Consider the following 24,112-nt stretch of genomic DNA (forward strand, 5'->3'; position numbering starts at 1 on the left):
ATGAGTGACACACCGGTCAAGCAGCAGAGCACGGCGGCCTTCTACGGGCAGGCCGTGGCCTCGTTCGCGGTGGCGATGATCGCCACCGCCGTCGGTATCTACAACCTCCAGGCCGACGCCTGGGTGCGTGCCTTCCTCGCCGTCGCCGTCCTGTACCTCGTCACCTCGGCCTTCACGCTGGCCAAGATCATCCGGGACCGTCAGGAGGCCGGGCAGATCGTGAGCCGCGTGGACCAGGCCAGACTGGAGAAGCTCCTCGCCGAACACGACCCCTTCGAGAAACTCGGGTGACGCGTCCGCCCGAAGGTCGCACTAAGCGATCGCTCAGCTTCGGCGGTATGGTGGTGCTCCTGTCACCGAGAGGGGCGAACAAGCGATGAGTACGGCGGCCGAGACGACGGGCGGCGACATCGAGCCGTGGGAAGAGGTCACCCCGGACGCGGCCCGGCGGCTCCTGGTCGCCGCGGTGGAGGCCTTCGCCGAGCGCGGGTACCACGCGACCACGACCCGCGACATCGCCGGGCGGGCCGGTATGAGCCCGGCCGCGCTCTACATCCACTACAAGACCAAGGAAGAGCTGCTCCACCGCATCAGCCGGATCGGCCACGACCGGGCGGTCGCCATCCTGCGGGCCGCGGCCCAGGGCGAGGGCAGTGCCGCCGAGCGGCTCGCCGACGCCGTGAGCTCCTTCGTGCGCTGGCACGCCGGGCGGCGCACGACCGCGCGGGTGGTGCAGTACGAGCTGGACGCGCTCGGCCCCGAGGCCCGCGACGAGATCCTCACGCTGCGCCGGCAGTGCGATGCCGCGGTGCGCGGCATCATCGACGACGGTGTGGCGTCGGGGGAGTTCGACGTGCCGGACGTGAAGGGCACGACGCTCGCCGTGCTGTCGCTCTGCATCGACGTGGCCCGCTGGTTCAACGTGAACGGCCCCCGGACGCCCGACGAGGTCGGCGCGCTCTACGCCGACCTCGTGCTGCGGATGGTGGGAGCCGAACCAACCGGCGCCGCTCAGAAGTAGTAGCGCGAGACCGACTCGGCGACGCACACCGGCTTGTCGCCGCCCTCGCGCTCCACGGTGAAGGCGACGGCCACCTGAATCCCTCCCTTGACGTCCTCGACGCCGGTGATCGTCGCCGTGGCGCGCAGCCGCGAGCCGACCGGGACGGGGGAGGGGAAACGGACCTTGTTGGTGCCGTAGTTGACGCCCATCTTCACGCCCTCGACGGCGATCAGCTGCGGTCCGAAGAGCGGGAGCAGCGACAGGGTCAGATAGCCGTGCGCGATGGTGGTTCCGAACGGGCCCGCGGCGGCCTTCTCCGGGTCCACGTGGATCCACTGATGGTCGCCGGTCGCCTCCGCGAACAGGTCGATCCGCTTCTGGTCGACGTCCAGCCAGTCGGTGTACCCCAGCTGCTCGCCCACCGCCGCCTTCACCTCGTCGGCGGATGTGAAGATCCTCGGCTCTGCCATGTCCCGGCCTCTCTGCTCGCTCGACCTACTCACGCGACTCTAAGCGACTGCTTAGCATGGTCGCGCGCGACGCTCATGTCAACGGGCCGGAGGGCGCCGCACGGGTGACGGGGTCGGTAGGGTTCGAGGAGTGCCTCAGATTCCCGAGAAGATTCACGAGCTCACGGTCGGCCAGCTCGCCGCGCGCAGCGGCGCCGCCGTCTCCGCCCTGCACTTCTACGAGTCCAAAGGGCTGATCAGCAGTCGCCGCACCTCGGGCAACCAACGCCGCTACAGCCGCGACGCGCTGCGCCGGGTCGCCTTCGTACGCGCGGCGCAGCGCGTCGGCATTCCGCTCGCCACGATCCGCGAGGCGCTCGCCGAGCTGCCGGAGGAGCGCACGCCCACCGAGGACGACTGGGCCCGGCTCTCCGAGGCCTGGCGCTCCGAACTGGACGAGCGGATCAAGCAGCTGAACCGGCTGCGCGACCACCTCACCGACTGCATCGGCTGCGGCTGCCTGTCCCTGGACACCTGTGTCCTGTCCAACCCCGACGACGTCTTCGGCGAACGCCTCACCGGCTCCCGCCTGCTGGTGGAGCGCCGCGACTCCACGACCCGGCGCAAGGCCGCGGCCACGAGCCGTGGCCGTGGGCGCGGCCACGGACCGGAAGTGGAGTGCTGCGACTGACGGTCCGGTCACCCGGCGCCGCGTCGGACGCCGCCCTGTCGTGCCGCGTCCCACTCGGCCAGCCCCTCGGTGACCAACTCGGCGTTGGACGCGGCCCGGCGGCCGTCCGGCAGGAACAGGGTGTCCTCCAGGCCGATGCGGGCCGGGAGGCCCAGCCGGCCGGCCAGCCGCAGGACCGGCCAGGCACCGGCGTCCTCGCCGTGCAGCAGGACGGGGCGGCCGTGGGCCGTGCCGAGTGCGGTCAGCAGGGCGTGCGCGGTGTCCTCCGCGGTCGCCGGGTCGGTGTCCGTGACCTCCGCCAGGACCCGCAGCACCTTCGGCCCGAGCGGTGAGCGCAGGAACCGGGCCGCGCCATCCGTGCCCGACCAGATACCGGCCTCCACACCCACCCCGCGCTCGATCAAGGCGGCGGCGACCTCCTCGGCGCCCGGCTCGTGCCAGTTGACCGAGGCGTGGTCGGGCAGGATCGTCCAGCTCCGTACCCGGGCCGCCCGGGCGACGGGATCGGGCTCGGCCCAGGCGCCCGTCGTCACGCCGACCGGCACCGACGCCGGCACCCGTGCGCGTATCGCCTCCAGCGTGGCCGCGAGCACGCGGGGCGACAACGAGTCCTGTCCGCACGGTGTCTTGGGATGGACATGGACATCCGTGGCCCCGGCGGACACCGCCGCCGCGACGGATTCGGCGAGCGCCTCCGGCGACAGCGGCACCACCGCGCCGTCGACGCTGCCACGGGCTCCGTTCACACACACCTGCACCATTCCCCCATGGTGCGGGGCGCCACTGACAACACCCGCGGGCCGCGAGGCCCGAACGGGCCGTCGGAGGTGCGGCATCCCCGGCACACCTCCGCGGTCGGTCAGGGGGTGTCGTTCGGATCCTGCCGGGGTCGCGGGGTCTGGCACGCTCATCTGCGGCGTTGTCGTCGGTTGCCAGGGCTCCGCCCTGTCGCCCTCCTCCGCCTTGCAGCTGCACGCACCAGACCCCGCTCGGGTGAGTCGCAAGGCACCGTTGCCCGGAGCCGGCCTGATCCGAACGACACCCCCTACGCCGTCATCAGCAACCGACCCCGCCGGGCGTCCGCCAGCGCGTCGGGGGTGAGGACGGGCCGCGGGACCAGGATCCCGCAGTCCGTGCAGACCGGTCCCGTCGAGGGTTCGTGGTCCAGGTCGTACTTCCAGACGAGGCGCTCCCCGTCGCACACCGGGCACACGGACCCCGGTTCACGCTCCAGTGCGGAGATCAGGCCGCGCAGCACCTCCGCCAGCGGCCCGTCGGGATGGACGCGGGGGTCGTCGCACCAGGCGACCCCGAAACCGCCCCAGGTCAGCCGGTGCCAGTCGTCCACGCTGCCCGGCCTGCGCAGCCCGTCGTGCTTCTCCTTCCTGCGCCGCTCGGCGAATCCGACCTCGTAGGCCAGCCACACCGAACGCGCCGCCTCCAGCTCCTCCAGTGCGGCCACGAGCCGCGCTGGGTCGGGGGAGCGGTCCTCGGGTCCGAACCCGGCCCGGGAGCACAGATGGTCCCAGGTCGCCCTGTGCCCATAAGGGGCGAACCGCTCAAGGCACTTGCGCAGCGAATAGCGCCGTAGCGCCAGGTCGCACCGTGGATCGCGGACCTGTCTCGCCAGACTCCGGAAACCGGCCATCGCCCTGCACCTCCGTCACACCTGCACCTGTACTTCGGTCACTTCGGCGTCGTCGAACGGACGTCGCCGAATAGACGTATCGACACGCGATTCGGCTCCATCCGATTTCCGATGCCCCTCATAAGCCGATCCACCCGCTCAAAAAAAGTGACGCGTGTTCATCTTCCAACTCGGGGATACCGGCGGTAACGTCCGGCGCACCCCACGTCGGGAGGAGCTGCCATGCCACGGCGCACCCCACGCAACGCCCTCGACAGACTGAGAACTCCCCGCGGCTTCCACGGGTTCCTGAAGGGCGCGTCCGTATGCGCCCTTATTGCCGGCCTTTTGTCGCCGCTTTCCCCCGCGATGGCCGCCGGAACGGCTCCCACCTCGGAAAAGACCACACCGGCGACAGCCGGAACGATCTCGAAAGCGGCGGCCAACGACCACTGCGGCGGCCAGTGTTCCGACATCCTGCCGCCCGGTCAGAACGGCAACGCCACCCTCGCCCAGATCCTCCTCAACCAGGCCTTCGGCACCCAGCCCGCCCACGCCGAGGACCAGCTCGGGCCCTACGCCGGCCTCGCCACCGGCTACTCCGGCCTCACCAACGACAAGATCAACACCTTCTTCAACGACGCCTCCTTCGGCGTCCCCGACGGCCAGGTGGCCTCCACCGTCCGCCCGGCGGGGCGCGGCGACGTGACCATCGTCCGCGACAAGAGGACCGGTGTGCCGCACATCACCGGCACCACCCGCTACGGCACCGAGTTCGGCGCCGGCTACGCGGCGGCCCAGGACCGGCTGTGGCTGATGGACCTCTTCCGGCACGTCGGACGCGGCCAGTTGACCCCCTTCGCCGGCGGCGCCCCCGCCAACCAGGGACTGGAGCAGCAGTTCTGGCGCAGCGCCCCGTACACCGAGGCCGAACTGGCGGCCCAGATCGAGAGCGCCGCCGCCAAGGCCGGCGAGCGCGGCGAACTGGCCCTGGCCGACGTGGACGCCTACGTCGCCGGCATCAACGCCTACATCGACGCCTCCGACAAGGGCCGCTACTTCCCCGGCGAGTACGTCCTGACCGGCCACAAGAACGCCATCACCAACGCCGGCACCATCGAGCACTTCAAGCGCACCGACCTGATCGCGCTGGCCTCCGTCATCGGATCCCTCTTCGGCGCCGGCGGCGGCGGCGAGGTCAGCAACGCGCTCTCGCTGCTCGCCGCCCAGGAGAAGTACGGCGTGGCCGAGGGCACGAAGGTCTGGGAGTCCTTCCGCCAGCGCAACGACCCCGAGGCGGTCCTCACCCAGCACGCCGGCAGCTTCCCGTACCTGCCCAAGCCGGACGACCCGCAGGGTCGCGCCCTGCCCGACGCCGGCTCGGTCGAGGCGGAACCGCTGGTGTACGACCGTACGGGCAGCGCCGCCGCGTCGAGCGCGACCGGCGCCTCGGCCACTGCGGCGGACGCGGCCGTGACCTCGGCCCGGCGCGGTATGTCCAACGCCCTCGTCGTCAGCGGCGAGCACACCGAGAGCGGCCACCCGGTCGCCGTCTTCGGCCCGCAGACCGGCTACTTCGCGCCGCAGCTCCTCATGCTCCAGGAGATCCAGGGCCCGGGCATCAGCGCCCGCGGCGCCTCCTTCGCGGGCCTGAGCATGTACGTCGAACTCGGCCGCGGGCAGGACTACGCGTGGAGCGCGACCACCTCCGGCCAGGACATCATCGACACCTACGCGGTCGAACTGTGCCAGGACGACTACCACTACCTCTACCGCGGCACCTGCACGCCGATGGAGAAGATCGAGCGGAAGAACGCCTGGAAGCCGACCGTCGCCGACTCCACCGCGGCCGGCTCCTACACGATGCGGGTCTGGCGCACGAAGTACGGCCCGGTCGAGTACCGCGCCACGGTCGGCGGCAAGAAGGTCGCCTACACCAGCCTGCGCTCCTCATTCATGCACGAGGCCGACTCGATCATCGGCTTCCAGATGCTCAACGACCCCGAGTACCTGAACGGCCCCGAGCGCTTCCGGAGCGCCGTCCAGAACATCAACTACACCTTCAACTGGTTCTACGCCGACTCCGAGCACACCGCGTACTACAACAGCGGCGACAACCCGGTACGGGCCGACGGCGTCGACGCCGACTTCCCGGTCTGGGCGCGAGCGGCGCACGAGTGGAAGGACTGGGACCCGGCCGCCAACACGGCCGAGTACACACCGGCGTCCGCCCACCCCCAGTCCCTCGACCAGGACTACTACGTCTCCTGGAACAACAAACAGGCCAGGGACTACGCCACCGCGCCCTGGGGCAACGGCTCCGTCCACCGCGGCGACCTCCTCGACGACCGCGTGAAGAAGCTGGTCGCCGACGGCGGCGTCACCCGCGCCGCACTGGTGAAGGCCATGGCCGAGGCGGGCCTCGCCGACCTGCGGGCCGAGGACGTACTGCCGGACCTGCTGAAGGTGATCGGCTCCGCGCCGGTGACCGACCCCGCGGCCGAGGAGGCCGTGGACCGGCTCAAGGCGTGGCACGCGGCGGGCGCCCTGCGCACGGAGACCTCGGCCGGCTCAAAGAAGTACGCCCACGCCGACGCGATCCGCACCCTGGACGCCTGGTGGCCGCTGCTGGTGAAGGCCGAGTTCGAACCGGGCCTCGGCAGCGACCTGTACAACGCCTTCACCCGCAACCTGCCCGTCGACGAGTCCCCGTCCGCCGCGCACGGCCCGACCGGCGCACACGCCGGCAGCGCCTTCCAGTACGGCTGGTGGAGCTATGTCGACAAGGACATCCGGTCCGTGCTCGGCGAGTCCGTCCAGGGACCGCTCGCGCGCGCGTACTGCGGCGACGGCGACCTCGCCGCCTGCCGGGACACGCTGCTCTCCACCCTGAAGGAGGCGGCGGGCCGGACGCCCGCCCAGGTCTATCCCGGCGACGACAACTGCTCGGCGGGCGACCAGTGGTGTGCCGACTCGGTGATCCACCGCACGCTGGGCGGCATCAAGCACGGCGGGATCAGCTGGCAGAACCGGCCGACCTACCAGCAGGTCGTGGAGTTCACGTCCCACCGGTGACCGGCCGGTCGCACGGTCACCTGTAGAGGAGGTACTGGCGGCGCGTCCCGCGGAACGCCGCCAGTTCCTTCGCCCAGCCGCCCACCACCTCGTCGGTGTCCGCGCCCGCGTCGATCATCGTGCGCACCTGCGTGGAGCCGGTGAGTTTGTCGATCCAGTTGTCCGACCGCCAGGCGAAGCCGTCCCAGGTCCGCTTTGCGGTCACCAGGAGGGCGATCCCGGTGCGCACCGGGTCGAAGGCGGCCCGGTCGTGCACATGGAGCTGCACGCCGCCGACGGTCTTCCCCTGGAACTTGGAGAAGGTGGGCGCGAAGTACGCCTCCCTGAAGCGCACGCCGGGCAGGTCGAGGCCGTTCGCGGCGGCGGCCCAGCTCCCGTCGATGCCCTCCGCCCCGATCAGCTCGAACGGGCGGGTGGTGCCGCGCCCCTCCGACAGGTTGGTGCCTTCGAACAGACACGTGCCCGAGTAGACGAGCGCGCACTCCGGCGTCGGCATGTTGGGGCTCGGCGGCACCCAGGGCAGCCCGGAGGCGTCGAAGAACTCCGAGCGCTTCCAGCCGGACATCGGCACCGTCTCCAGCGGCACCGGCGACGTCAGGAACTCGCCGTTGAAGAGCCGCGCCAGCTCGGCGACCGTCATGCCGTGCGCCTGGGCGATCGGCTGCCGGCCGACGAAGGTCGCGAACTCCTTGTGCAGGATGGGGCCGAGAGCCGCCCGCCCGGTCACCGGGTTCGGCCGGTCCAGGACCACGAACCGCTTGCCCGCGAGCCGGGCCGACTCCATGCAGTCGAACAGCGTCCAGATGTACGTGTAGAAGCGCGCGCCGACGTCCTGGATGTCGAAGACGACGGTGTCCACGCCGGACGCGGTGAAGATGTCCGCGAGCGGCTGTCCGCTCTTCAGGTACGTGTCGTAGACCGGCAGCCCGGTCGCGGGGTCGTCGTAGCGGCCCTCGGAGCCGCCCGCCTGCGCGGTGCCGCGGAAGCCGTGCTCGGGACCGAAGACGGCGGTCAGGTCCACGCGGTCGTCGGCGTGCATGACGTCGACGATGTGGCGTACGTCCCGGGTGATGCCGGTCGGGTTGGTGACGACGCCGACCTTCTGTCCGTCGAGGAGGGCGTAGCCGCCGTCGGCGAGGCGCTCGAAGCCGGTGCGCAGCCGGCGGCCGCCGTGGCCTCCGGGTGCCGCCTGTGCCGTGCCGGTCGTGGCGGCCGTGGCGGTGGCCGCCACCGCGGCCGTCGTGGCGAGCAGGTTCCGTCTGGACAGCGTCATGCGGTGACCTCCGTGATCGCGGCGGGTGTCATGCGCACGCACGCTAACCCGCGCCGCGTGCCGCACGGAATGGAGTAGACCGCGGTTCGCCTCTTCCGTCGCACATACCGACTGGTTAGTCTGGCGCTGCGGCAGAGCCCGCATGTGGTGGCGCAGCCGTGTCGCAGCCGTGTCGAAGGAGACCGATGGTGGAAACCGTGCAGGATGCCGGAGTCGTCGTCACCGGAGCGGGAGGCGGCATCGGTGCCGCGCTGGCCCGCCGCTTCGCCGCCGAGGGCGCCCGGGTCGTCGTCAACGACCTGGACGCCGACCGGGCCGAGGCCGTCGCCGACGAGATCGGCGGCATCGCGGTCCCGGGCGACGCCTCCACGATCGTCACCGAGGCGCGCGAGGCGCTCGGCGGCACGGTCGACGTGTACTGCGCCAACGCGGGCGTCGGCTCCGGGGGTTCCGAGGCGGCCGAGGAGGCCGTCTGGGCGCTCGCCTGGGACGTCAACGTCATGGCACACGTACGGGCGGCCCACGAACTGATCCCGGACTGGCTGGAGCGCGGCAGCGGCCGTTTCGTCTCCACCGTCTCGGCCGCCGGACTGCTCACCATGATCGGCGCCGCGCCCTACAGCGTCACCAAGCACGGCGCCTATGCCTTCGCCGAGTGGCTGTCCCTCACGTACCGCCACCGCGGGGTCAAGGTGCACGCCATCTGCCCGCAGGGCGTGCGCACCGACATGCTCACCGCGAGCGGCAGCGCGGGCGAACTGGTGCTCCAGCCCACCGCGATCGAGCCGCAGGACGTCGCGGACGCCCTCTTCAAGGGCATCGAGGAGGACCGCTTCCTGATCCTGCCGCACCCCGAGGTCGCCGAGTACTACCAGGCCCGCGCCGCCGAGCCCGACCGCTGGCTGCACGGCATGAACCGGCTCCAGCGGCAGTGGGAGGAGGCGACGGCCCGATGACCGGCTCCCGTTACGCGGCCAAGCCCTGGCTGGACCTGCTGACCGACGCCCAGAAGGCCCCGCTCGACCCGGACGCCTCCCTGGTGCACGCCCTGCGCCGGGCCGCCGCCGAGGCTCCCGACCGCGCCTTCCTCGCCTACTTCGACGGCCGCCTCACCTACCGCGAGGTGGACGAGCTGAGCGACTCCGTCGCCGGGCACCTCGCCGCGCGCGGCCTGGAGCGCGGCGAGCGGGTCGCGGTCCTGCTGCAGAACTCGCCGCACTTCGTGCTCGCCGTCCTCGGCGCCTGGAAGGCGGGCGCGGTCGTCGTGCCCGTCAACCCCATGTACAAGTCGGGGGAGGTCGGCCACGTCCTGCGGGACGGCGAGGTGGCCGCGCTGATCTGCTCCGACCGGGCCTGGGAGTCGTACCTGCGCGAGACGGCGGCCCACTCGCCGGTGCGGATCGTGCTCACGGGGTGCGAGTTGGACTTCCAGACCCGTCAGGACGCGCGCGTGCTGACCTTCGAGCGGCTGCCGGGCGCCACCGACGCCGACGACCTCGCGGAGGCCGCCCGCGCCGGACACGAGGCTCCGGCCGGCCGGGACCCCGAGCCCGGCGACACCGCGCTCATCAGCTACACCTCGGGCACCAGCGGCACGCCCAAGGGCGCCACCAACACGCACCGCAACATCATGTACAACGCGGAGCGGCAGCGCACCGGGCTCGGTCTGCCCGAGGCGCCGGTCTACTTCGCGCTGGCGCCGCTGTTCCACATCACCGGCATGGTCTGCGAGTTCGGCGCCTGCCTGAACAGCGTGGGCACCCTCGTCCTGGCGTACCGCTTCGAGGCGGGTGTCGTGCTGGACGCCTTCGCCGAGCACCGGCCGCACTACACGGTCGGCCCGTCCACCGCCTTCATGGCGCTGGCCGCCCATCCGTCCGTCACCCGCGAGCACTTCGCCTCCTTCGCCAACATCTCCTCCGGCGGCGCCCCACTGCCGCCCGCCCTGGTGGAGAAGTTCCGCGCGGGCTTCGGGCCGTACATCCGCAACGGCTACGGACTCACCGAGTGCACCGCTCCCTGCGCCTCCGTACCGCCCCACCTGGAGGCGCCCGTCGACCCGGTCTCCGGGACGCTCGCCGTCGGCGTGCCCGGCCCCGAGACGGTCGTCCGGATCGTCGACGAGCAGGGCGCCGAGGTGCCCTTCGGGGAGCAGGGCGAGATCGTCGTCAGCGGTCCGCAGGTCGTCCCCGGCTACTGGCGGCGCCCCGACGCCACCGCCGAGACCTTCCCCGGCGGCGAGCTGCGCACCGGCGACATCGGCTTCATGGACGCCCAGGGGTGGCTCTACGTCGTCGACCGCAAGAAGGACATGATCAACGCCTCCGGCTTCAAGGTCTGGCCGCGCGAGGTCGAGGACGTCCTCTACACCCACCCGGCGGTGCGCGAGGCCGCCGTCGTCGGCGTGCCCGACGGGTACCGCGGGGAGACCGTCAAGGCGTACATCAGCCTCCGTCCGGGTGCCGAGACGGACCCGGACGCGCTCGCCGCGTACTGCGAGGAGAGACTGGCCGCCTACAAATACCCGCGTCAGGTGGAGATCCTGCCCGAGTTGCCGAAGACGGCGAGTGGGAAGATCCTCCGTCGGGAACTGCGTTCCCGTAGGCACGACGACGGACAGTGAAGACGGACAGTCAAGAACGGAAAGGCAGGTGACGGCAGTGCCCAGGACCACGGACGGGGACGGCACTCCGGTGCCGCAGCGGCTCCTGGCCGCCGCCACCCGGCTCTTCGCGGAGCAGGGCTACGACCGCACCTCGGTACAGGAGATCGTGGAGGCGGCCGGCGTCACCAAGGGAGCGCTGTACCACTACTTCGGCTCCAAGGACGACCTCCTGCACGAAATCTACGCGCGCGTGCTGCGCCTCCAGCAGGAACGCCTGGACGCGTTCGCGGACTCCGGCGATCCGGTCGAGAAGCGGGTGCGGGACGCGGCGGCCGACGTCGTCGTCACGACCATCGACAACCTCGACGACGCGTCGATCTTCTTCCGCTCCATGCACCAGCTGAGCCCGGAGAAGAACAAGCAGGTGCGCGCGGAGCGCCGGCGGTACCACGAGCGCTTCCGGGCGCTCATCGAGGAGGGCCAGCAGGCCGGCGTCTTCACCAAGGAGTCCCCGGCCGACCTGGTGGTGGACTACCACTTCGGCTCCGTCCACCACCTGTCCACCTGGTACCGGCCCGACGGCCCGCTCGGCCCGCAGGAGGTCGCCGACCACCTGGCCGACCTGCTGCTGCGGGCACTGCGGCCGTGAGGTGACGGCCCCCCCCGGGTCCCGGGGGGCGCCGCCTCGCTCAGAGGTACTTCTTGATCTCCCGGCGTGCCAGCGAGCGCTGGTGGACCTCGTCCGGGCCGTCGGCGATCATCAGCGTCCGGGCGCCCGCGTACAGCTCGGCCAGCGGGAAGTCCTGGCTCACGCCGCCCGCGCCGTGCAGCTGGATCGCCCGGTCGATGATGTCGACCACCGCGCGGGGCGTGGCGATCTTGATGGCCTGGATCTCGGTGTGGGCGCCCCGGTTGCCGACGGTGTCCATCAGCCAGGCGGTCTTCAGGACGAGGAGCCGCAGCTGCTCGACGGTGACGCGCGCGTCCGCGATCCAGTTGTGCACCACGCCCTGCTGGGCCAGCGCCTTGCCGAACGCGTCGCGGGACACCGCGCGGCGGCACATCAGCTCGATGGCCCGCTCGGCCATGCCGATCAGCCGCATGCAGTGGTGGATACGGCCCGGACCGAGGCGGGCCTGGGCGATGGCGAAGCCGCCGCCCTCCTCGCCGATCAGGTTCGACACCGGCACGCGCGCGTGGTCGAAGGTCACCTCGGCGTGGCCGCCGTGGTAGTGGTCCTCGTAGCCGAAGACCTGCATGGCCCGGTCGACGGTGACGCCCGGTGTGTCCCGCGGGACCAGCACCATGGACTGCTGGCGGCGGATGTCCTCGCCGTCCGGGTCGGTCTTGCCCATCACGATGAAGATCTGGCAGTCCGGGTTCATCGCCCCGGAGATGTACCACTTGCGGCCCGTGATGACGTACTCGTCGCCGTCGCGCTCGATGTGCGTGGTGATGTTCGTGGCGTCGGAGGAGGCCACGTCCGGCTCCGTCATCGCGAACGCCGAGCGGATCTCACCGGCGAGCAGTGGCTGGAGCCACTGCTTCTTCTGCGCCTCGTCGGCGAACTGGGTCAGCACCTCCATGTTCCCGGTGTCCGGCGCCGCGCAGTTCGTCGCCGTCGGCGCCAGGTGCGGGCTGCGGCCGGTGATCTCGGCGAGCGGCGCGTACTGGAGGTTGGTGAGGCCGGCGCCGTGCTCGGCGTCGGGGAGGAAGAGGTTCCACAGGCCCTGGCGGCGGGCCTCGGCCTTCAGGTCCGCCACGACCTGCGGGGTGTCCCAGGGGGAGGCGAGCCGGGCCCGCTGCTCGTGGGCGACCTGCTCGGCCGGGTAGACGTACTCGTCCATGAAGGCGAGCAGCTTGGCGCGGAGTTCGTCGGTGCGTGCGTCGAACGCGAAGTCCATGACGGTTCAGCCTTCCTGAAGGGTGGTCAAGCCGTGCTCGATGAAGACGGGGACGAGGTCGCCGATGCGGTCGAAGCCGCGGCCGACGGTCTGGCCCAGCGTGTAGCGGTAGTGGATGCCCTCCAGGATCACGGCGAGCTTGAACCAGGCGAACGCCGTGTACCAGGCGACGGCGGACACGTCGCGCCCCGAGCGCGCGGCGTACCGCTCGATCAGCTCGGCGGGGGCGGGGTGGCCGGGGGCCTGGGCCGTGGTGGAGACGGGGGAGTCGGGCATGCCGAGCGGCATGCTGTACATCACCAGCAGGCCGAGGTCGGTGAGCGGGTCGCCGAGGGTGGACATCTCCCAGTCGAGGATCGCGTTGATCTCGTCCCGGTCGCCGCCGATCAGGACGTTGTCCAGGCGGTAGTCGCCGTGCACGACGGTCGGGGCGGGGGAGCGGGGCAGTTCCCGGCCGAGGGTGGCGTGCAACTCGTCGATGCCGGCCAGGTCGCGGTTGCGGGAGGCGTCCAGCTGCTTGGCCCAGCGGCGCAGCTGGCGGTCCAGGAAGCCCTCGGGGCGGCCGAAGTCGCCCAGGCCCACGGCGGCGGGGTCCACCGCGTGCAGCTCGACGAGCGTGTCGACCAGGTTCAGCACGGCGGCCCGGGTGCGCTCGGGGCCGAGCGGGGCGAGCTGGTCGGCGGTGCGGTAGGGGGTGCCCTCGACGAACTCCATGACGTAGAAGGGCGACCCGATGACCTCCTCGTCCTCGCAGAGGAGGACCGGGCGCGGCACCGGTACGTCCGTCGGGTGCAGGGCGCTGATGACACGGTGCTCGCGCTTCATGTCGTGCGCGGTGGCCAGGACATGGCCGAGCGGGGGTCGTCGTACGACCCAGCGCGCGGTACCGTCCGAGACCGCGTAGGTGAGGTTCGACCGTCCGCCTTCGATCAGCCGGCCGGACAGCGGGCCGGTCACCAGGCCGGGCCGCTCGCGGTCGAGCAGGCCGCGCAACCGGTCGAGATCGAGTCCGGGCGGGTGGTCGGGGCTCATCGTCGCTCCTACGGGCAGGTGAACAGTACCCGACTCATGATGCCGACCGGTCGGTATGCCGTCCAGTAGGGGAGCGGAACGTGATCGGCGCCACGATAGGACGACGGCTCCCCGCGCGGGGGCGCGGGGAGCCGTCGGGTGGGGGGTGATGTGCGGGTATGGGTGGGTCTGGGGGGTGGGTGGTGGTGTGGGGCGGGGTGGGTCGCCGTTGTCAGTGGTCGTCCCAGTGGCCGTCGTGGGCGGCGTGGCGGTGGCCGTCGTGCAGGTAGTCGACGTGGTCGCCGTGGGGGACGCCCGCGTGTCCGCAGCCTTCGCCGTGCCGGTGGTCGTGGCTCTCGTGCGTGGTGTGCCCGGAGGGCTCGCACTCGTCCCAGTGGCCGCTGTGCTGCCGGTGCAGGTGCCCGTCGTGCGCGTAGTCGACGTGGTCGCCGTGGGGCACCTCTGTGTGGCCGCAGTCCGGGCCGTGGTCATGAGCGTGGTCCTGGGCGGGGTGTTCCTGGTGGAGAGTGGTCATGGCCTCACCTTATCGGTGCATATCCGGACATTCAGCTTGCGTGGTGTCCGGGTACCCCGGAGGGTCGGAGCCATGAAGGCGATCAGTTACGCACGGTACGGCGGTCCCGAGACTCTGGAGTACGGGGACGTCCCGGATCCGCGGGTCGGGCCCGACTCGGTGCTCGTGAAGGTGCGGGCCGCCGCCGTCAATCCCGTCGACTGGAAGTGCCGCGACGGCCATCTCGACGCCATCCTCCAGCCCGTCTTCCCCGTGATTCCCGGGTGGGACGTCTCGGGGGTCGTCGTGCGGCCCGGGGCCTCCGTCACGGAGTACGCCGTCGGGGACGAGGTCATCGGCTACGTCCGTGAGGACTTCCTGTCCCGGGGGACCTTCGCCGAGTACGTCGCGGCGCCCGTGCGCACCCTCGCGCGCAAGCCGCGCAACCTCACCTACGAGGAGGCGGCCGGACTGCCGCTGACCGGGCTGACCGCGTACCAGGTGCTGGTGAAGGCGCTGGAGGTGAAGCGGGGCGAGACCGTCCTCGTGCACGCGGCCGCGGGCGGGGTCGGCTCGATCGCCGTGCAACTCGGGCGGCATCTCGGGGCGCGGGTCATCGGTACGGCGAGCGAGCGCAACCATGACTTCGTGCGAGGGCTGGGCGCGGAGCCGGTTTCGTACGGGGAGGGGCTGGCCGAACGGGTGCGGGGGCTGGCGCCCGAGGGTGTGGACGCGGTGTTCGACACGGTCGGCGGCGAGACGCTGACGGTCTCGGCGAACCTGCTCGCCACCGAGGGGCGCCTCGTGTCGATCGCCGACGCGGACGTCGTCGAGTACGGCGGGCGGTACCTCTTCGTGCGTCCCGACGCGGCGGATCTGCTGCGGTTGAGTGAGCTGGCGGAGCAGGGGGTCGTGAGCGTGCACGTGTCGGAGGCGTTTCCGTTGGAGCGGGCGGCGGACGCGCATCGGTTGAACCAGGAGGGGCGGACTCGGGGGAAGATCGTGGTGACGGTGGGGTGGGAGTAGCGGGGCGCGGGGCGCGGGGGGGGCGTTCACCGGGTCTAGAAGACGAGGAACGCGCCGCACACCGCCAGTGCCACCGTGCACAGGGTGGCCGCCGTGGCGTACGGAGGGGTCAGGGCGCGGGGTCTGTTCGTCGAGGCCAGGGTGCGGATGCGGCCGTGGGCGATGCGCAGGAAAGTAAGCCAGAGAGCGCAGCACAGGGTGCCCGCGACGATCGTGGCGGGGGTCGCGCCGCCGTGCAGTGCGGTCTTCGCGGCGAGTACGGCCACGACGGTGCCGGACAGGGTCGTGCGGCGCCAGGCGAGTCTTGTGCGTTCGGGCTGGAGTCCGGGGTCACGGCCTGGGTCGGCCGGGTCGGCCGGGTCGGCGTCCGGGTCCGGGGCGGCGCTCATGCTCAGCCCTCCCATCCGACGAGGACCACGAGGACCATCGCCACGGCGACCACGGCGACGACCAGGCTGAGCAGGGCCGGGAAGCGGGAGACGGGGAGGTCGTCGCCGCGGCGCATGGCCCGTTCGCAGCGCACCCAGTGGTTCACCGCGCGCAGCGAACACAACACGCCGGCCGCGAGCAGCGCCAGCGCGAGGCCCACCCGCCAGCCCCAGCGCAGGTCGGGCAGGAACTGGTCCACCGCGAAGCCGCCGCCGATCAGGGCGAGAGCGGTGCGCAGCCAGGCGAGGAAGGTGCGCTCGTTCGCCAGGGAGAACCGGTAGTCGGGGGTGCTGCCCTCCCGCCGGATCTCCTCGGGCGCGAACCAGAGCCGGGCGTTCCGCACGAATTCGATCACGCGGGGACCCTATCGGGCGGACACGGAATGCCTGCGGCGGCCTGCGCGGGTTTGGTGGGGGTTCGGGTAGCGCGTTCTGTTTCGTCGTGGGTCGGGGCGCGCCGGGGGGTGTCCGTCCTCGGAACGGCGCGGAATCGGTCGGCCACAGAAGTGCCGTCTGTTGACGCGCCAACCGCTGCGGGCGAACACCCCCCGACACGCCCCTCCACGCCGCACGCGGCTCTCCGTCCAGCCCCGCGTAGCTGCGGGCAGTCGTGTGCCGCCCCCCCAGCTGCGGGCAGTCGTGCCGCTGGGGCGGCACGGGTGGGCGCAGCGGCACCCCGTAGCGCCGGGCCGCGCGACCCACCCCCGGCCCGCACCGTCACGACCTGCACGTCACCCCCGCCAAGCCCGCAGCCGCGCATACGCGTCCAACCCGTCCGGCACCCACTCCCACTCCCCGAGGCGCCGTTCCACCTCCGTCTCCGTGAGGAACCCGTGCCAGGCCACCTCCTCCACCTGCGGAGCAACCGGCCCATCGCAGCGCACCTCGTACACCGCCGACCACCAGGTCCGCCCGGCGCCGTCGTCGTACAGGAACTTGAAGAGGAACTCCGGGCGCGGCAGCCCCGTCACCCCCAGTTCCTCCTCCGCCTCCCGCAGTGCCGCGTCGTCGTAGGACTCGCCCGCGCCCACCACCCCGCCGACGAACATGTCGTACAGGGATGGAAACACCAGCTTCGTCGCCGTGCGGCGGTGGACGAAGACGCGTCCGGCCGGATCCCGGGCGAACACGAACACGCAGCGGTGACGCAAGCCCTGGGCGTACGCGTCGCCCCGCCGGGCCTGCCCGGTGACGCGGTCGTTCTCGTCGACGATGTCGAGGATCTCGTCAGCAGCGCTCATCCGTCCATCCAAGCAGCGGCCACGTCCTCGCCGAGGAAATGGGGAGGGGGTGGTGTGGCGGTATGGGGCAAGTTCCTTTGGTCTCAGGTCAGTTGACGCGTGTAACGGGATGCCGGGCCTTGACGGAAAGCGTTGGCTGCCGCTTTGCTGTGCGTGATCAGTTCATGGCAGACCGGCTACGACGACCTACCGCGTCGCGTGAGGAAGTTTCCCGCGGTGTCCCCACCTCCGCCTCCCCTCGGCCGCGGCCGCAAACGCGCGGCCCAGGCCTTCGACGACGCCCTCGACGACGCCGAACTCGCCTCCGCCCGTGCCGCGTTGGCCCAGGGTCGATGGCAGTCCGCCCGCTCCCTGCTGGTCCACACGGGGGACGACTGGGACCGCCGCGGGCACCGGGTGACCGTGCTCGCCAAGGAGCCCTACAGCGCCCCCTGGGCCCGCGAGTGGCTGCTGGCCGAGCCCGATTCCGCCGACGCCTCGATACTGCTCGCCCTCGCCCTGGTCCACCGCGCCCTGCGCGGCAAGGAGAAGCCCGCCCGGGTCCGGGAGATGTGCCGGGAGGCCGCCGCGCTCGTCCCGAACGATCCGACGCCCTGGCTCGGGCTTCTCCTGCTGGAGCGCTCGCTCGGCGCGGTGGACGAGGTCGTCCGGGTCTTCGAGGCGGTGCGGGCGCGATACGCCGATCACCACCACGCCCATCACCTGATGGTGGCCCGGCTCGCCGAACGCGGCGGCGACGGCGGTGCCGACCCGCTGCACGAGGTGTACGACTTCGCCAACTGGGCGGCCGAGCAGGCCCCCGCCGACTCCCCGCTGGCCATCCTCCCGGTCGTCGCGCACGCCGAGCGCTACCGCGTGCTCGCCGCCGCCGGCCACGAGTCCGCCGACCCGAACGCCTGTGGCCACTGGGTCGGCCGCCGTGCCCGGCTGGTGATGAAGGCGGCCTTCGACTGGTGGCTGGAGTGGGAGCAGGACGGCCACCCGCGCCGGCTGATCGACCTCAACTTCCTCGCCCACGCCAAATACTGCGAGGGCCGCGGCGCCGAGGCCGCCGCCCTGTTCCACCGCATCGGCGAACATGTCACGCCCGCCCCCTGGTCGTACCCGGACCGCGACCCGTACGCCGCCTTCCGAGCCGCCCGCGCGAGTGCGCTCGGCACGGCCTGACACCCCCGACGAACGAGAGAAGGACGTCCTCCGATGACCACGGGCAGTTCGAGCAGGAGCAGATCCGCGAGCGGTGGCGCCATCAGCACCTTCAAGGGGCAGGAGCGGGCGCTGCGCGCCGACCGGCTCGGTACCGGGGGCCTGCTTCTCTCCGTGCTGGCCGCCACCGCCCCGCTGATGGTGGTCGCCGGGGTCATGCCCACCACGTTCGCGGTGATGGGCATCGTCGGGCAGCCGCTGCTCTTCGTGCTGCTGGGCGTGGTGCTGATCCTGTTCAGCATCGGGTACGCCGAGATGAGCCGGCACGTCCACAACGCTGGGGCCTTCTACGCGTACATCTCCCGCGGACTCGGCGGCACCGCCGGCGCGAGCGCCGCCATGGTCGCGCTGGTCGCCTACAACGCACTCCAGGTCGGCATCTACGGCATCTTCGGCTTCGAGGTCTCCGGGCTCCTGGCCACCTACGCCGACCTGGAGGTCGCCTGGTGGATACCGGCGCTGCTGGCCGTGCTCGCGGTCGGCACGCTGGGCTGGCTGAAGATCGACGTCAACGCGCGCGTGCTGGGTGTTCTGCTGCTCATCGAGGTCGCGCTCGTGGTCGTGTTCGACATCGCCGCCGTCGCCGATCCGGGAGCGCAGGGGCTGTCGCTGCACGCCTTCAACCCCGACACCCTGACGGGAGCGGGCGTGGGGACCGCGCTGTGCTTCTGCATCGCCGCCTTCCTCGGCTTCGAGCAGGCGCCCGTGTACGCCGAGGAGACCAGCCGGCCGCACGTGCTCGTGCCGCGTGTCATGTTCCTCGCGGTGGGCGGGGTCGCGGTCTTCTTCGCGCTCAGCAGCTGGGCCCTGACCGTCGCCACCGGACCCGACAAGATCGTCGGCACCGCGCAGGAGCAGAGCGCCGGGCTCCTGTTCTTCCTCACCGAGGACCGGCTGGGCGGTACCTTCACCGACGTTCTGCACGTGCTCTTCGTGACCGGCATGTTCGCCGCTCTGCTCAGCTTCCACAACGTCGTCGCCCGGTACGCCTTCGCCATGGGGCGGGAGGGGCTGCTGCCCGCCGCCTTCGGGCGGACCAGCGGCTCCAGCGGCGCCCCGGGCACCGGCTCGCTGCTCCAGACCGCCGTGTCCGCGGTCGTGGTCATCGGCTTCGCGATCGCCGACGACAAGCCGAACGGCGACCCGACCCAGCCCGTGCTGCACCTGTTCACCTGGGGCGGCAACATCGGCGCCCTCGGCGTGATCGTGCTGATGGCCGCGGCCTCGTTCTCCGTCGTCGCCTTCTTCGTCCGCCGTGGCGCCGCCGGCACCCAGGGCGTGCGGCTGGCCACCTCCACCGTCGCGGGCGTGGCCCTCGTGGTGATCGCCGGTTACACGGTCAAGGACTTCGACGTCCTGGTCGGCGCGGGCCCCGACTCCTCCCTGAGCTGGATGCTGCCCGGCATCATCGGCCTCGCCGCGATCGCGGGCCTCGTCCAGGGCCTCGTCCTGCGCTCCCGCGCACCCGAGCGGCACGCCCGCATCGGCCAGGGCAACGAGGCGTTCCAGCTGGACAAGGCGGCGTCCTCCTGACCCTCACGGGGACGCCGAGGGTGTGAGATCCGGGGCGGCGAGCGTGAAGGCGCCCTCCCGGGCCACCTCCGTACCGCCGTACCGGACGCGCACGTCGACCGGCGTTCCGGGGGCGGCGGACAAGGGCGGAAGCGTGACGGTGAGGCGCAGGTGGTCGGGCCGTGACCCGGGGAGTGGGGTGAAGGGGCCCGGCACGCTCACCCCGTCGACGGACACGCCGCCGTCGCGGAGCAGCTCGGCGTGGTCGAAGTACGTGCCGCGCAGCTCGATCAGGATCACCTCGCCGGGCCGGGCGGTTCCGTCGGGTCCCGCGTCCACCGCGGCGATCCCGTACGCGCACGCCGGGGCACCGTCCGGTGCGCTCCCGAGCCGCACCGTGGCGCCGGGATGTTGTTCGTGGAACTGCAGCAGGCCGGTGAGTACGGCATAGGCGGCGCGGCCCTTGCAGCCGTCCGGGCGTCCCGCCAGCTCCGCGTGGTCGCGGGCCGCCGTCTCCCAGCTGCCGCCCCGGCCCTGCACCGCCAGGCAGCCGTTGGCCAGACCGCGCAGCAACCGCCGGTCGTCGGTCGGGGGCAGCGACGGGATCGTGCGCAGGACGTCCGCGCAGCCGGTGGCGGGCGTGCGGAGCCGGTCGTAGAGGCCGGCCGGGTCCGGTACGGCGTCCGTGTCGGGGGAGGCGGGGCCGGGCGGGAGCCAGGCGGGGGCGGTGGGAGGCGGTGCGCCCTCGTCCTTCGCCGGTCGGTCCGAGCGGGGCGTGGGCGTCGGGGTGGCGAGGGTGGGCGGTGGTGGCTGTGACGGACGGTCGGGTGCCGGTGCGCCCACCGGGCCGCCGCTGCCGTCGGGGCGCCAGGAAGGGGCGGGCTCGGAGGATTCGGCCGCTCTGCGCGGCGTACCGTCCGGGCCGCCGTTCGACAGCCCGCCCGCCACGCTCACGTCCCGGCCACCACTGGGTGGTCCGGCTTCACCGGCGACACAGGAGGCCGCGACCACCGCCACCGTCCCGGCGAGGCACAGACCCGCGACCCGCGTGCCGAGCGAAACCCCCATGACGCCCCCCGACGTGACCGCCCCCGGACGCGCACCGGGAGTCTCCCATCATCCGGGTGCGCCCTCCGCCAGGGAAGTACCGGGGGAGTGGCTCAGGAGCCGGAGGCCGCGCCGAAGTCCAGCAGCACCTTGCAGGACCGGCCCCGGTCCGCGGCCAGCACGAACGCCGACTCCGCGTCCTGGACCGGCACCACCGTGCTGACCAGCGCGTCGAACGCGGGCTCGGCCGCGAGCAGTTCCAGCGCCTCGTCGAACTCGTCGTCGAAGCGGAACGCTCCGCGCAGCTCGATCTCCCGGCTCACCACCAGGTTCCCGGCGAAGGGGCTCTGCCCCGGCGGCAGCATGCCGAGCTGCACGACGACACCGCCGCGCCGGACCAGTCGCAGGCAGGTGTCCAGCCCCGCGGCCACCCCCGAGGCCTCGATCGCCGTGTCCACCCCGGCCGGCCACCCGGCGTCTTCGGGGGCGTCGGCCCGTACGAGGGTGTCGGCGCCGGCGGCACGCGCGTACTCCAGGGCGGCGGGCAGCAGGTCCGTCACCGTCACGTGCGCCGCGCCCGCCGCCTTCGCCGCCGCGACCACCAGGCAGCCGATCGGCCCGGCGCCGGTGACCAGCAGGTGCCGGCCGGTCAGGTCCCCGGCCCGGCGTACGGCGTGCAGCGCGACGGAGAGGGGCTCCGCGAGGGCGGCCCGGCGCGGGTCGAGGCCGGCGGGCAGGGGGCGCAGCTGTTCGGCTGGGACGACGATCCGCGCCGCGAAACCGCCCTGGACGTGCGGGACGCGGGCAGCGCTGCCCAGGTAGCGGGTGTCCCGGCAGACGTTGCGCCGCCCGTCCGCGCACTCCGGGCACACCTCGCACGGGGTCGCCGGGTGCACGGCGACGGCCGTACCGGCGGCCGGGCCCGGCGCGTCCGTGTCCGTGTCCGGGGAGCCGTATGCCACGACTGTTCCGACCACCTCGTGCCCCAGCAGCATCGGCTCCTTCAGGCGGAAGTCGCCGACCCCGCCGTGCCGCCAGTAGTGCAGGTCGGAGCCGCACACGCCGCCGTAGCGGACGGCGACCAGCGCCTCGCCGGGGCCGGGGCGGGGGACCGGCAGTTCCTCGACGCGCAGATCGCCGGCGCCGTGGATGACACAGCCGAGCATCGAAGCCGCCTCCTCGGGGGCGAGTGGGGCGAGTGGGGCAAGCGAGTCGCGTGCGGGGTTCACAGGACGCTCGTCATGCCGCCGTCGACGTACAGGATCTGTCCGCCGACGAAGTCCGCGGCGGGCGAGGCGAGGAACAGCAGCCCGCCCACCAGGTCCTCCGTACGGCCCCAGCGGCCGGCCGGAGTGCGCCGGCGGACCCAGGCGCCGAACTCCTCGTCCTCGACGAGGGGCCGGGTCAGCTCGGTCTCGATGTAGCCGGGACCGAGACCGTTGACCTGGACGCCGTACGGGCCCCAGTCCGCGCACATGCCCTTGGTGAGCATCTTCAGCGCGCCCTTGGTGGCCGCGTAGGGCGCGATGCCCGGACGGACCACCTCGCTCTGCAGCGAGCAGATGTTGACGATCTTGCCGTGGCCGCGTTCCGTCATCCGGCGCGCCGCCTCCCGGCCGACCAGGAAGGCGCTGGTGAGATTGGTGTCCAGGATGCGGTGCCAGTCGGCGTCGGCGAACTCCAGCAGGGGCGCCCGGAGTTGCATGCCGGCGTTGTTGACCAGGATGTCGAGCGGGCCCACCCGCTCCTCGACCTCCGCGATCCCGGCCGCCACGGACGGACCGTCGGTCACGTCGAACACGGCCGTGTGGACGTCGCCGGGGAGGCCGGCGGCGGCCTTGGTGAGGCGGTCGCCGTCGCGTCCGTTGAGGACCACCCGGCAGCCGGCCTCCGCCAGGCCCCGGGCGAGGGCCAGCCCGATGCCCCGGCTGGAACCGGTCACCAGGGCCGTGCGCCCGCCGATGTCGAAGAGGGGGTGAGCCGTCATCGTCGTACTCCTGGATGACCGTTGGGTCGTGCGGCTATATGACCAGTGACAGGAGCAGGACGAGAGCGCCCGCGACCACCGAGATGATCGTCTCCATGACGGACCAGGTCTTGATGGTCTGGCCGACGTTCAGGCCGAAGTACTCCTTCACCAGCCAGAAACCGGCGTCGTTGACGTGGCTGAAGAAGAGCGAACCGGCGCCGATGGCCAGGACCAGCAGGGCCGCGTGCGTCGTCGACATGTCGGCCGCCAGCGGCGCGACCAGACCGGCCGCCGAGACGGTCGCCACGGTCGCCGAACCCGTCGCCAGCCGGATCGCCACCGCGATCAGCCAGGCCAGCAGCAGGGCCGGGATCGACCAGTCCTCGGAGATCTCCAGGATCATCTGGCCCACGCCGGAGTCGATCAGCGTCTGCTTGAAGCCGCCGCCCGCGCCGACGATCAGCAGGATGCCCGCGATGGGCGCGAGCCCCTTCTCGACCAGGCCCGAGAGGCGCTCCTTGCCGAAGCCGGCCGGACGCAGCAGCGTGAAGATGCCGACGATCACGGAGGCGAGCAGGGCGATCAGCGGGTTGCCGATCACGTCGAAGGTGCGCTGCACCAGGTTCTCCGGGTCGTCGACGATGATGTCGACGAGCGCCTTGGCCAGCATCAGCACGACCGGCAGCAGGATCGTGGCCAGGGTCGCGCCGAAGCCGGGGCGCTTCTCCAGCTCCTCCGAGGCGCGCTGCGGGATCATGCGGTCGGGGGCCGGGACGTCCACCCAGCGGGCCGCGTACTTCGAGAACAGCGGACCGGCGATGATCACCGTCGGGATGGCGATCAGGACACCCAGCGCGAGCGTCACACCGAGGTTGGCGCCGACCGCGTCGATCGCGACCAGCGGGCCGGGGTGCGGCGGGACCAGACCGTGCATCACGGACAGACCGGCCAGCGCCGGGATGCCGATGCGCATCAGGGAGTAGTTGCCGCGCTTGGCGACCATCAGGACGACCGGGATCAGCAGGACGATGCCGACCTCGAAGAACAGCGGCAGTCCGATGACGGAGGCGATCAGCACCATCGTCCACGGCATCGAACGCGGGCTGGCCTTGGCGAGGATGGTGTCCACGATCTGGTCGGCGCCGCCGGAGTCGGCGAGCATCTTGCCGAGGATCGCGCCGAGGGCGATCAGCACGCCGACACCCGCGACGGTGGAGCCGAGCCCGGCGGTGAAGCTGGTGATGACCTTGTCCAGCGGCGCCCCGGCGAACGCGCCGAGCGCCAGTGACCCGATGGTCAGCGACAGGAAGGCATGCAGCTTGAACTTGGTGATCAGCAGGACGATGACGGCGATGCCCAGGAGCACGGCGATGCCCAGCTGGGCATGGCCGGCCGAGGTGATCGGCTCGACGGTGTCCGCTGCCAGCATCTCGACGCTGAGTCTGGTCACGGTGGTTCCCTTGCGGTGATGGGGATTCGGGGGAGGTCGGGGCCGTGTCCGCGCATGGCGGCACGACCCCGGGGGAGGGCG

Annotated in this window: 24 protein-coding genes; 10 read left to right on the forward strand and 14 right to left on the reverse strand. The window is 72.1% G+C overall.

Annotated features, from left to right (window positions below; translation table 11 throughout):
• Complete coding sequence (locus RI578_RS30990) at positions 1-291, forward strand: YiaA/YiaB family inner membrane protein (RefSeq protein WP_019325286.1); 291 nt, start codon at positions 1-3, stop codon at positions 289-291.
• A gap of 85 nt (positions 292-376) precedes the next feature.
• Complete coding sequence (locus RI578_RS30995) at positions 377-1,021, forward strand: TetR/AcrR family transcriptional regulator (protein WP_310874147.1); 645 nt, start codon at positions 377-379, stop codon at positions 1,019-1,021.
• Here RI578_RS30995 and RI578_RS31000 read toward each other — a convergent pair.
• Positions 1,012-1,473, reverse strand: a complete 462-nt coding sequence (locus RI578_RS31000) for a MaoC family dehydratase (RefSeq protein WP_310874148.1) — start codon at positions 1,471-1,473, stop codon at positions 1,012-1,014. The genes RI578_RS30995 and RI578_RS31000 overlap by 10 nt on opposite strands.
• Before the next feature lie 130 nt (positions 1,474-1,603).
• On the opposite strand from RI578_RS31000, the gene soxR reads away from it, so the two are divergent.
• Entirely contained in the window at positions 1,604-2,143 is a 540-nt protein-coding gene (soxR, locus tag RI578_RS31005; RefSeq protein ID WP_310874149.1) for a redox-sensitive transcriptional activator SoxR, read from the forward strand.
• Positions 2,144-2,151: 8 nt separating this feature from the next.
• On the opposite strand, the gene RI578_RS31010 is transcribed toward soxR, so the two are convergent.
• Complete coding sequence (locus tag RI578_RS31010; RefSeq protein ID WP_310874150.1) at positions 2,152-2,904, reverse strand: 3-keto-5-aminohexanoate cleavage protein; 753 nt, start codon at positions 2,902-2,904, stop codon at positions 2,152-2,154.
• A 284-nt stretch (positions 2,905-3,188) separates the two neighbouring features.
• Positions 3,189-3,791 carry a hypothetical protein gene (locus RI578_RS31015; RefSeq protein ID WP_310874151.1) on the reverse strand — a complete coding sequence of 201 codons (603 nt, stop codon included), beginning with the start codon at positions 3,789-3,791 and terminating at the stop codon, positions 3,189-3,191.
• Between the two features lie 222 nt (positions 3,792-4,013).
• Here RI578_RS31015 and RI578_RS31020 point away from each other — a divergent pair, with 222 nt between their 5' ends.
• Entirely contained in the window at positions 4,014-6,845 is a 2,832-nt protein-coding gene (locus tag RI578_RS31020) for a penicillin acylase family protein (RefSeq protein ID WP_310874152.1), read from the forward strand.
• Positions 6,846-6,861: 16 nt separating this feature from the next.
• On the opposite strand, the gene RI578_RS31025 is transcribed toward RI578_RS31020, so the two are convergent.
• Positions 6,862-8,118 carry a DUF1343 domain-containing protein gene (locus RI578_RS31025; RefSeq protein ID WP_310874153.1) on the reverse strand — a complete coding sequence of 419 codons (1,257 nt, stop codon included), beginning with the start codon at positions 8,116-8,118 and terminating at the stop codon, positions 6,862-6,864.
• Between the two features lie 185 nt (positions 8,119-8,303).
• Between RI578_RS31025 and RI578_RS31030 the strand changes: the two genes are divergently transcribed.
• The 3 genes from RI578_RS31030 to RI578_RS31040 are packed head-to-tail and all read left to right on the forward strand — an operon-like array spanning position 8,304 to position 11,372.
• Entirely contained in the window at positions 8,304-9,074 is a 771-nt protein-coding gene (locus RI578_RS31030) for an SDR family oxidoreductase (protein WP_310874154.1), read from the forward strand.
• Positions 9,071-10,741: an AMP-binding protein gene (locus RI578_RS31035; protein ID WP_310874155.1), complete on the forward strand. Its 1,671-nt coding sequence runs from the start codon at positions 9,071-9,073 to the stop codon at positions 10,739-10,741. Before RI578_RS31030 ends, RI578_RS31035 begins: the two co-directional genes overlap by 4 nt.
• A 37-nt stretch (positions 10,742-10,778) precedes the next feature.
• Positions 10,779-11,372: a TetR/AcrR family transcriptional regulator gene (locus tag RI578_RS31040; protein ID WP_310874156.1), complete on the forward strand. Its 594-nt coding sequence runs from the start codon at positions 10,779-10,781 to the stop codon at positions 11,370-11,372.
• 40 nt (positions 11,373-11,412) lie between these two features.
• On the opposite strand, the gene RI578_RS31045 is transcribed toward RI578_RS31040, so the two are convergent.
• From RI578_RS31045 to RI578_RS31055, 3 genes are all read right to left on the reverse strand, one after another.
• A complete protein-coding gene (locus RI578_RS31045) occupies positions 11,413-12,627 on the reverse strand; it encodes an acyl-CoA dehydrogenase family protein (protein ID WP_310874157.1) in 1,215 nt (404 codons plus the stop codon).
• A gap of 6 nt (positions 12,628-12,633) precedes the next feature.
• Complete coding sequence (locus RI578_RS31050) at positions 12,634-13,659, reverse strand: phosphotransferase family protein (RefSeq protein WP_310874158.1); 1,026 nt, start codon at positions 13,657-13,659, stop codon at positions 12,634-12,636.
• Between the two features lie 211 nt (positions 13,660-13,870).
• The gene (locus RI578_RS31055) at positions 13,871-14,173 is read right to left on the reverse strand and encodes a hypothetical protein (protein ID WP_310874159.1); all 303 of its coding nucleotides are present in this window, start codon (positions 14,171-14,173) and stop codon (positions 13,871-13,873) included.
• Positions 14,174-14,245: 72 nt separating this feature from the next.
• Between RI578_RS31055 and RI578_RS31060 the strand changes: the two genes are divergently transcribed.
• The gene (locus RI578_RS31060; RefSeq protein WP_310874160.1) at positions 14,246-15,178 is read left to right on the forward strand and encodes an NADP-dependent oxidoreductase; all 933 of its coding nucleotides are present in this window, start codon (positions 14,246-14,248) and stop codon (positions 15,176-15,178) included.
• Between the two features lie 35 nt (positions 15,179-15,213).
• Here RI578_RS31060 and RI578_RS31065 read toward each other — a convergent pair whose 3' ends face one another.
• The 3 genes from RI578_RS31065 to RI578_RS31075 form a co-directional block, all read right to left on the reverse strand.
• Positions 15,214-15,567, reverse strand: a complete 354-nt coding sequence (locus tag RI578_RS31065) for a DUF202 domain-containing protein (protein WP_310874161.1) — start codon at positions 15,565-15,567, stop codon at positions 15,214-15,216.
• A 2-nt stretch (positions 15,568-15,569) separates the two neighbouring features.
• The gene (locus RI578_RS31070) at positions 15,570-15,962 is read right to left on the reverse strand and encodes a DUF202 domain-containing protein (protein ID WP_310874162.1); all 393 of its coding nucleotides are present in this window, start codon (positions 15,960-15,962) and stop codon (positions 15,570-15,572) included.
• Positions 15,963-16,337: 375 nt separating this feature from the next.
• Positions 16,338-16,847 (reverse strand): NUDIX domain-containing protein, encoded by a 510-nt coding sequence (locus tag RI578_RS31075; RefSeq protein ID WP_310874163.1) that lies wholly within the window; start codon positions 16,845-16,847, stop codon positions 16,338-16,340.
• A gap of 216 nt (positions 16,848-17,063) precedes the next feature.
• Between RI578_RS31075 and RI578_RS31080 the strand changes: the two genes are divergently transcribed.
• Both RI578_RS31080 and RI578_RS31085 read left to right on the forward strand, forming a co-directional pair.
• On the forward strand, positions 17,064-18,014 hold the full coding sequence (locus RI578_RS31080; RefSeq protein WP_310874164.1) for a hypothetical protein: 951 nt from the start codon (positions 17,064-17,066) through the stop codon (positions 18,012-18,014).
• Positions 18,015-18,047: 33 nt separating this feature from the next.
• Complete coding sequence (locus RI578_RS31085) at positions 18,048-19,586, forward strand: APC family permease (RefSeq protein WP_310874165.1); 1,539 nt, start codon at positions 18,048-18,050, stop codon at positions 19,584-19,586.
• A 3-nt stretch (positions 19,587-19,589) separates the two neighbouring features.
• Here RI578_RS31085 and RI578_RS31090 read toward each other — a convergent pair whose 3' ends face one another.
• The 4 genes from RI578_RS31090 to RI578_RS31105 form a co-directional block, all read right to left on the reverse strand.
• Positions 19,590-20,633: a hypothetical protein gene (locus tag RI578_RS31090; protein ID WP_310874166.1), complete on the reverse strand. Its 1,044-nt coding sequence runs from the start codon at positions 20,631-20,633 to the stop codon at positions 19,590-19,592.
• 92 nt (positions 20,634-20,725) lie between these two features.
• Positions 20,726-21,778: an L-idonate 5-dehydrogenase gene (locus RI578_RS31095; protein WP_310874167.1), complete on the reverse strand. Its 1,053-nt coding sequence runs from the start codon at positions 21,776-21,778 to the stop codon at positions 20,726-20,728.
• A gap of 59 nt (positions 21,779-21,837) precedes the next feature.
• Entirely contained in the window at positions 21,838-22,599 is a 762-nt protein-coding gene (locus tag RI578_RS31100; RefSeq protein WP_310874168.1) for an SDR family oxidoreductase, read from the reverse strand.
• Between the two features lie 34 nt (positions 22,600-22,633).
• Positions 22,634-24,031, reverse strand: coding sequence for a gluconate:H+ symporter (locus tag RI578_RS31105; RefSeq protein WP_310874169.1), 1,398 nt, complete (start codon positions 24,029-24,031; stop codon positions 22,634-22,636).
• Positions 24,032-24,112: the final 81 nt, after the last annotated feature.

Origin of the sequence: Streptomyces sp. BB1-1-1 (genome assembly GCF_031597775.1) — a bacterium.
GTDB classification, from domain to species: domain Bacteria; phylum Actinomycetota; class Actinomycetes; order Streptomycetales; family Streptomycetaceae; genus Streptomyces; species Streptomyces thinghirensis.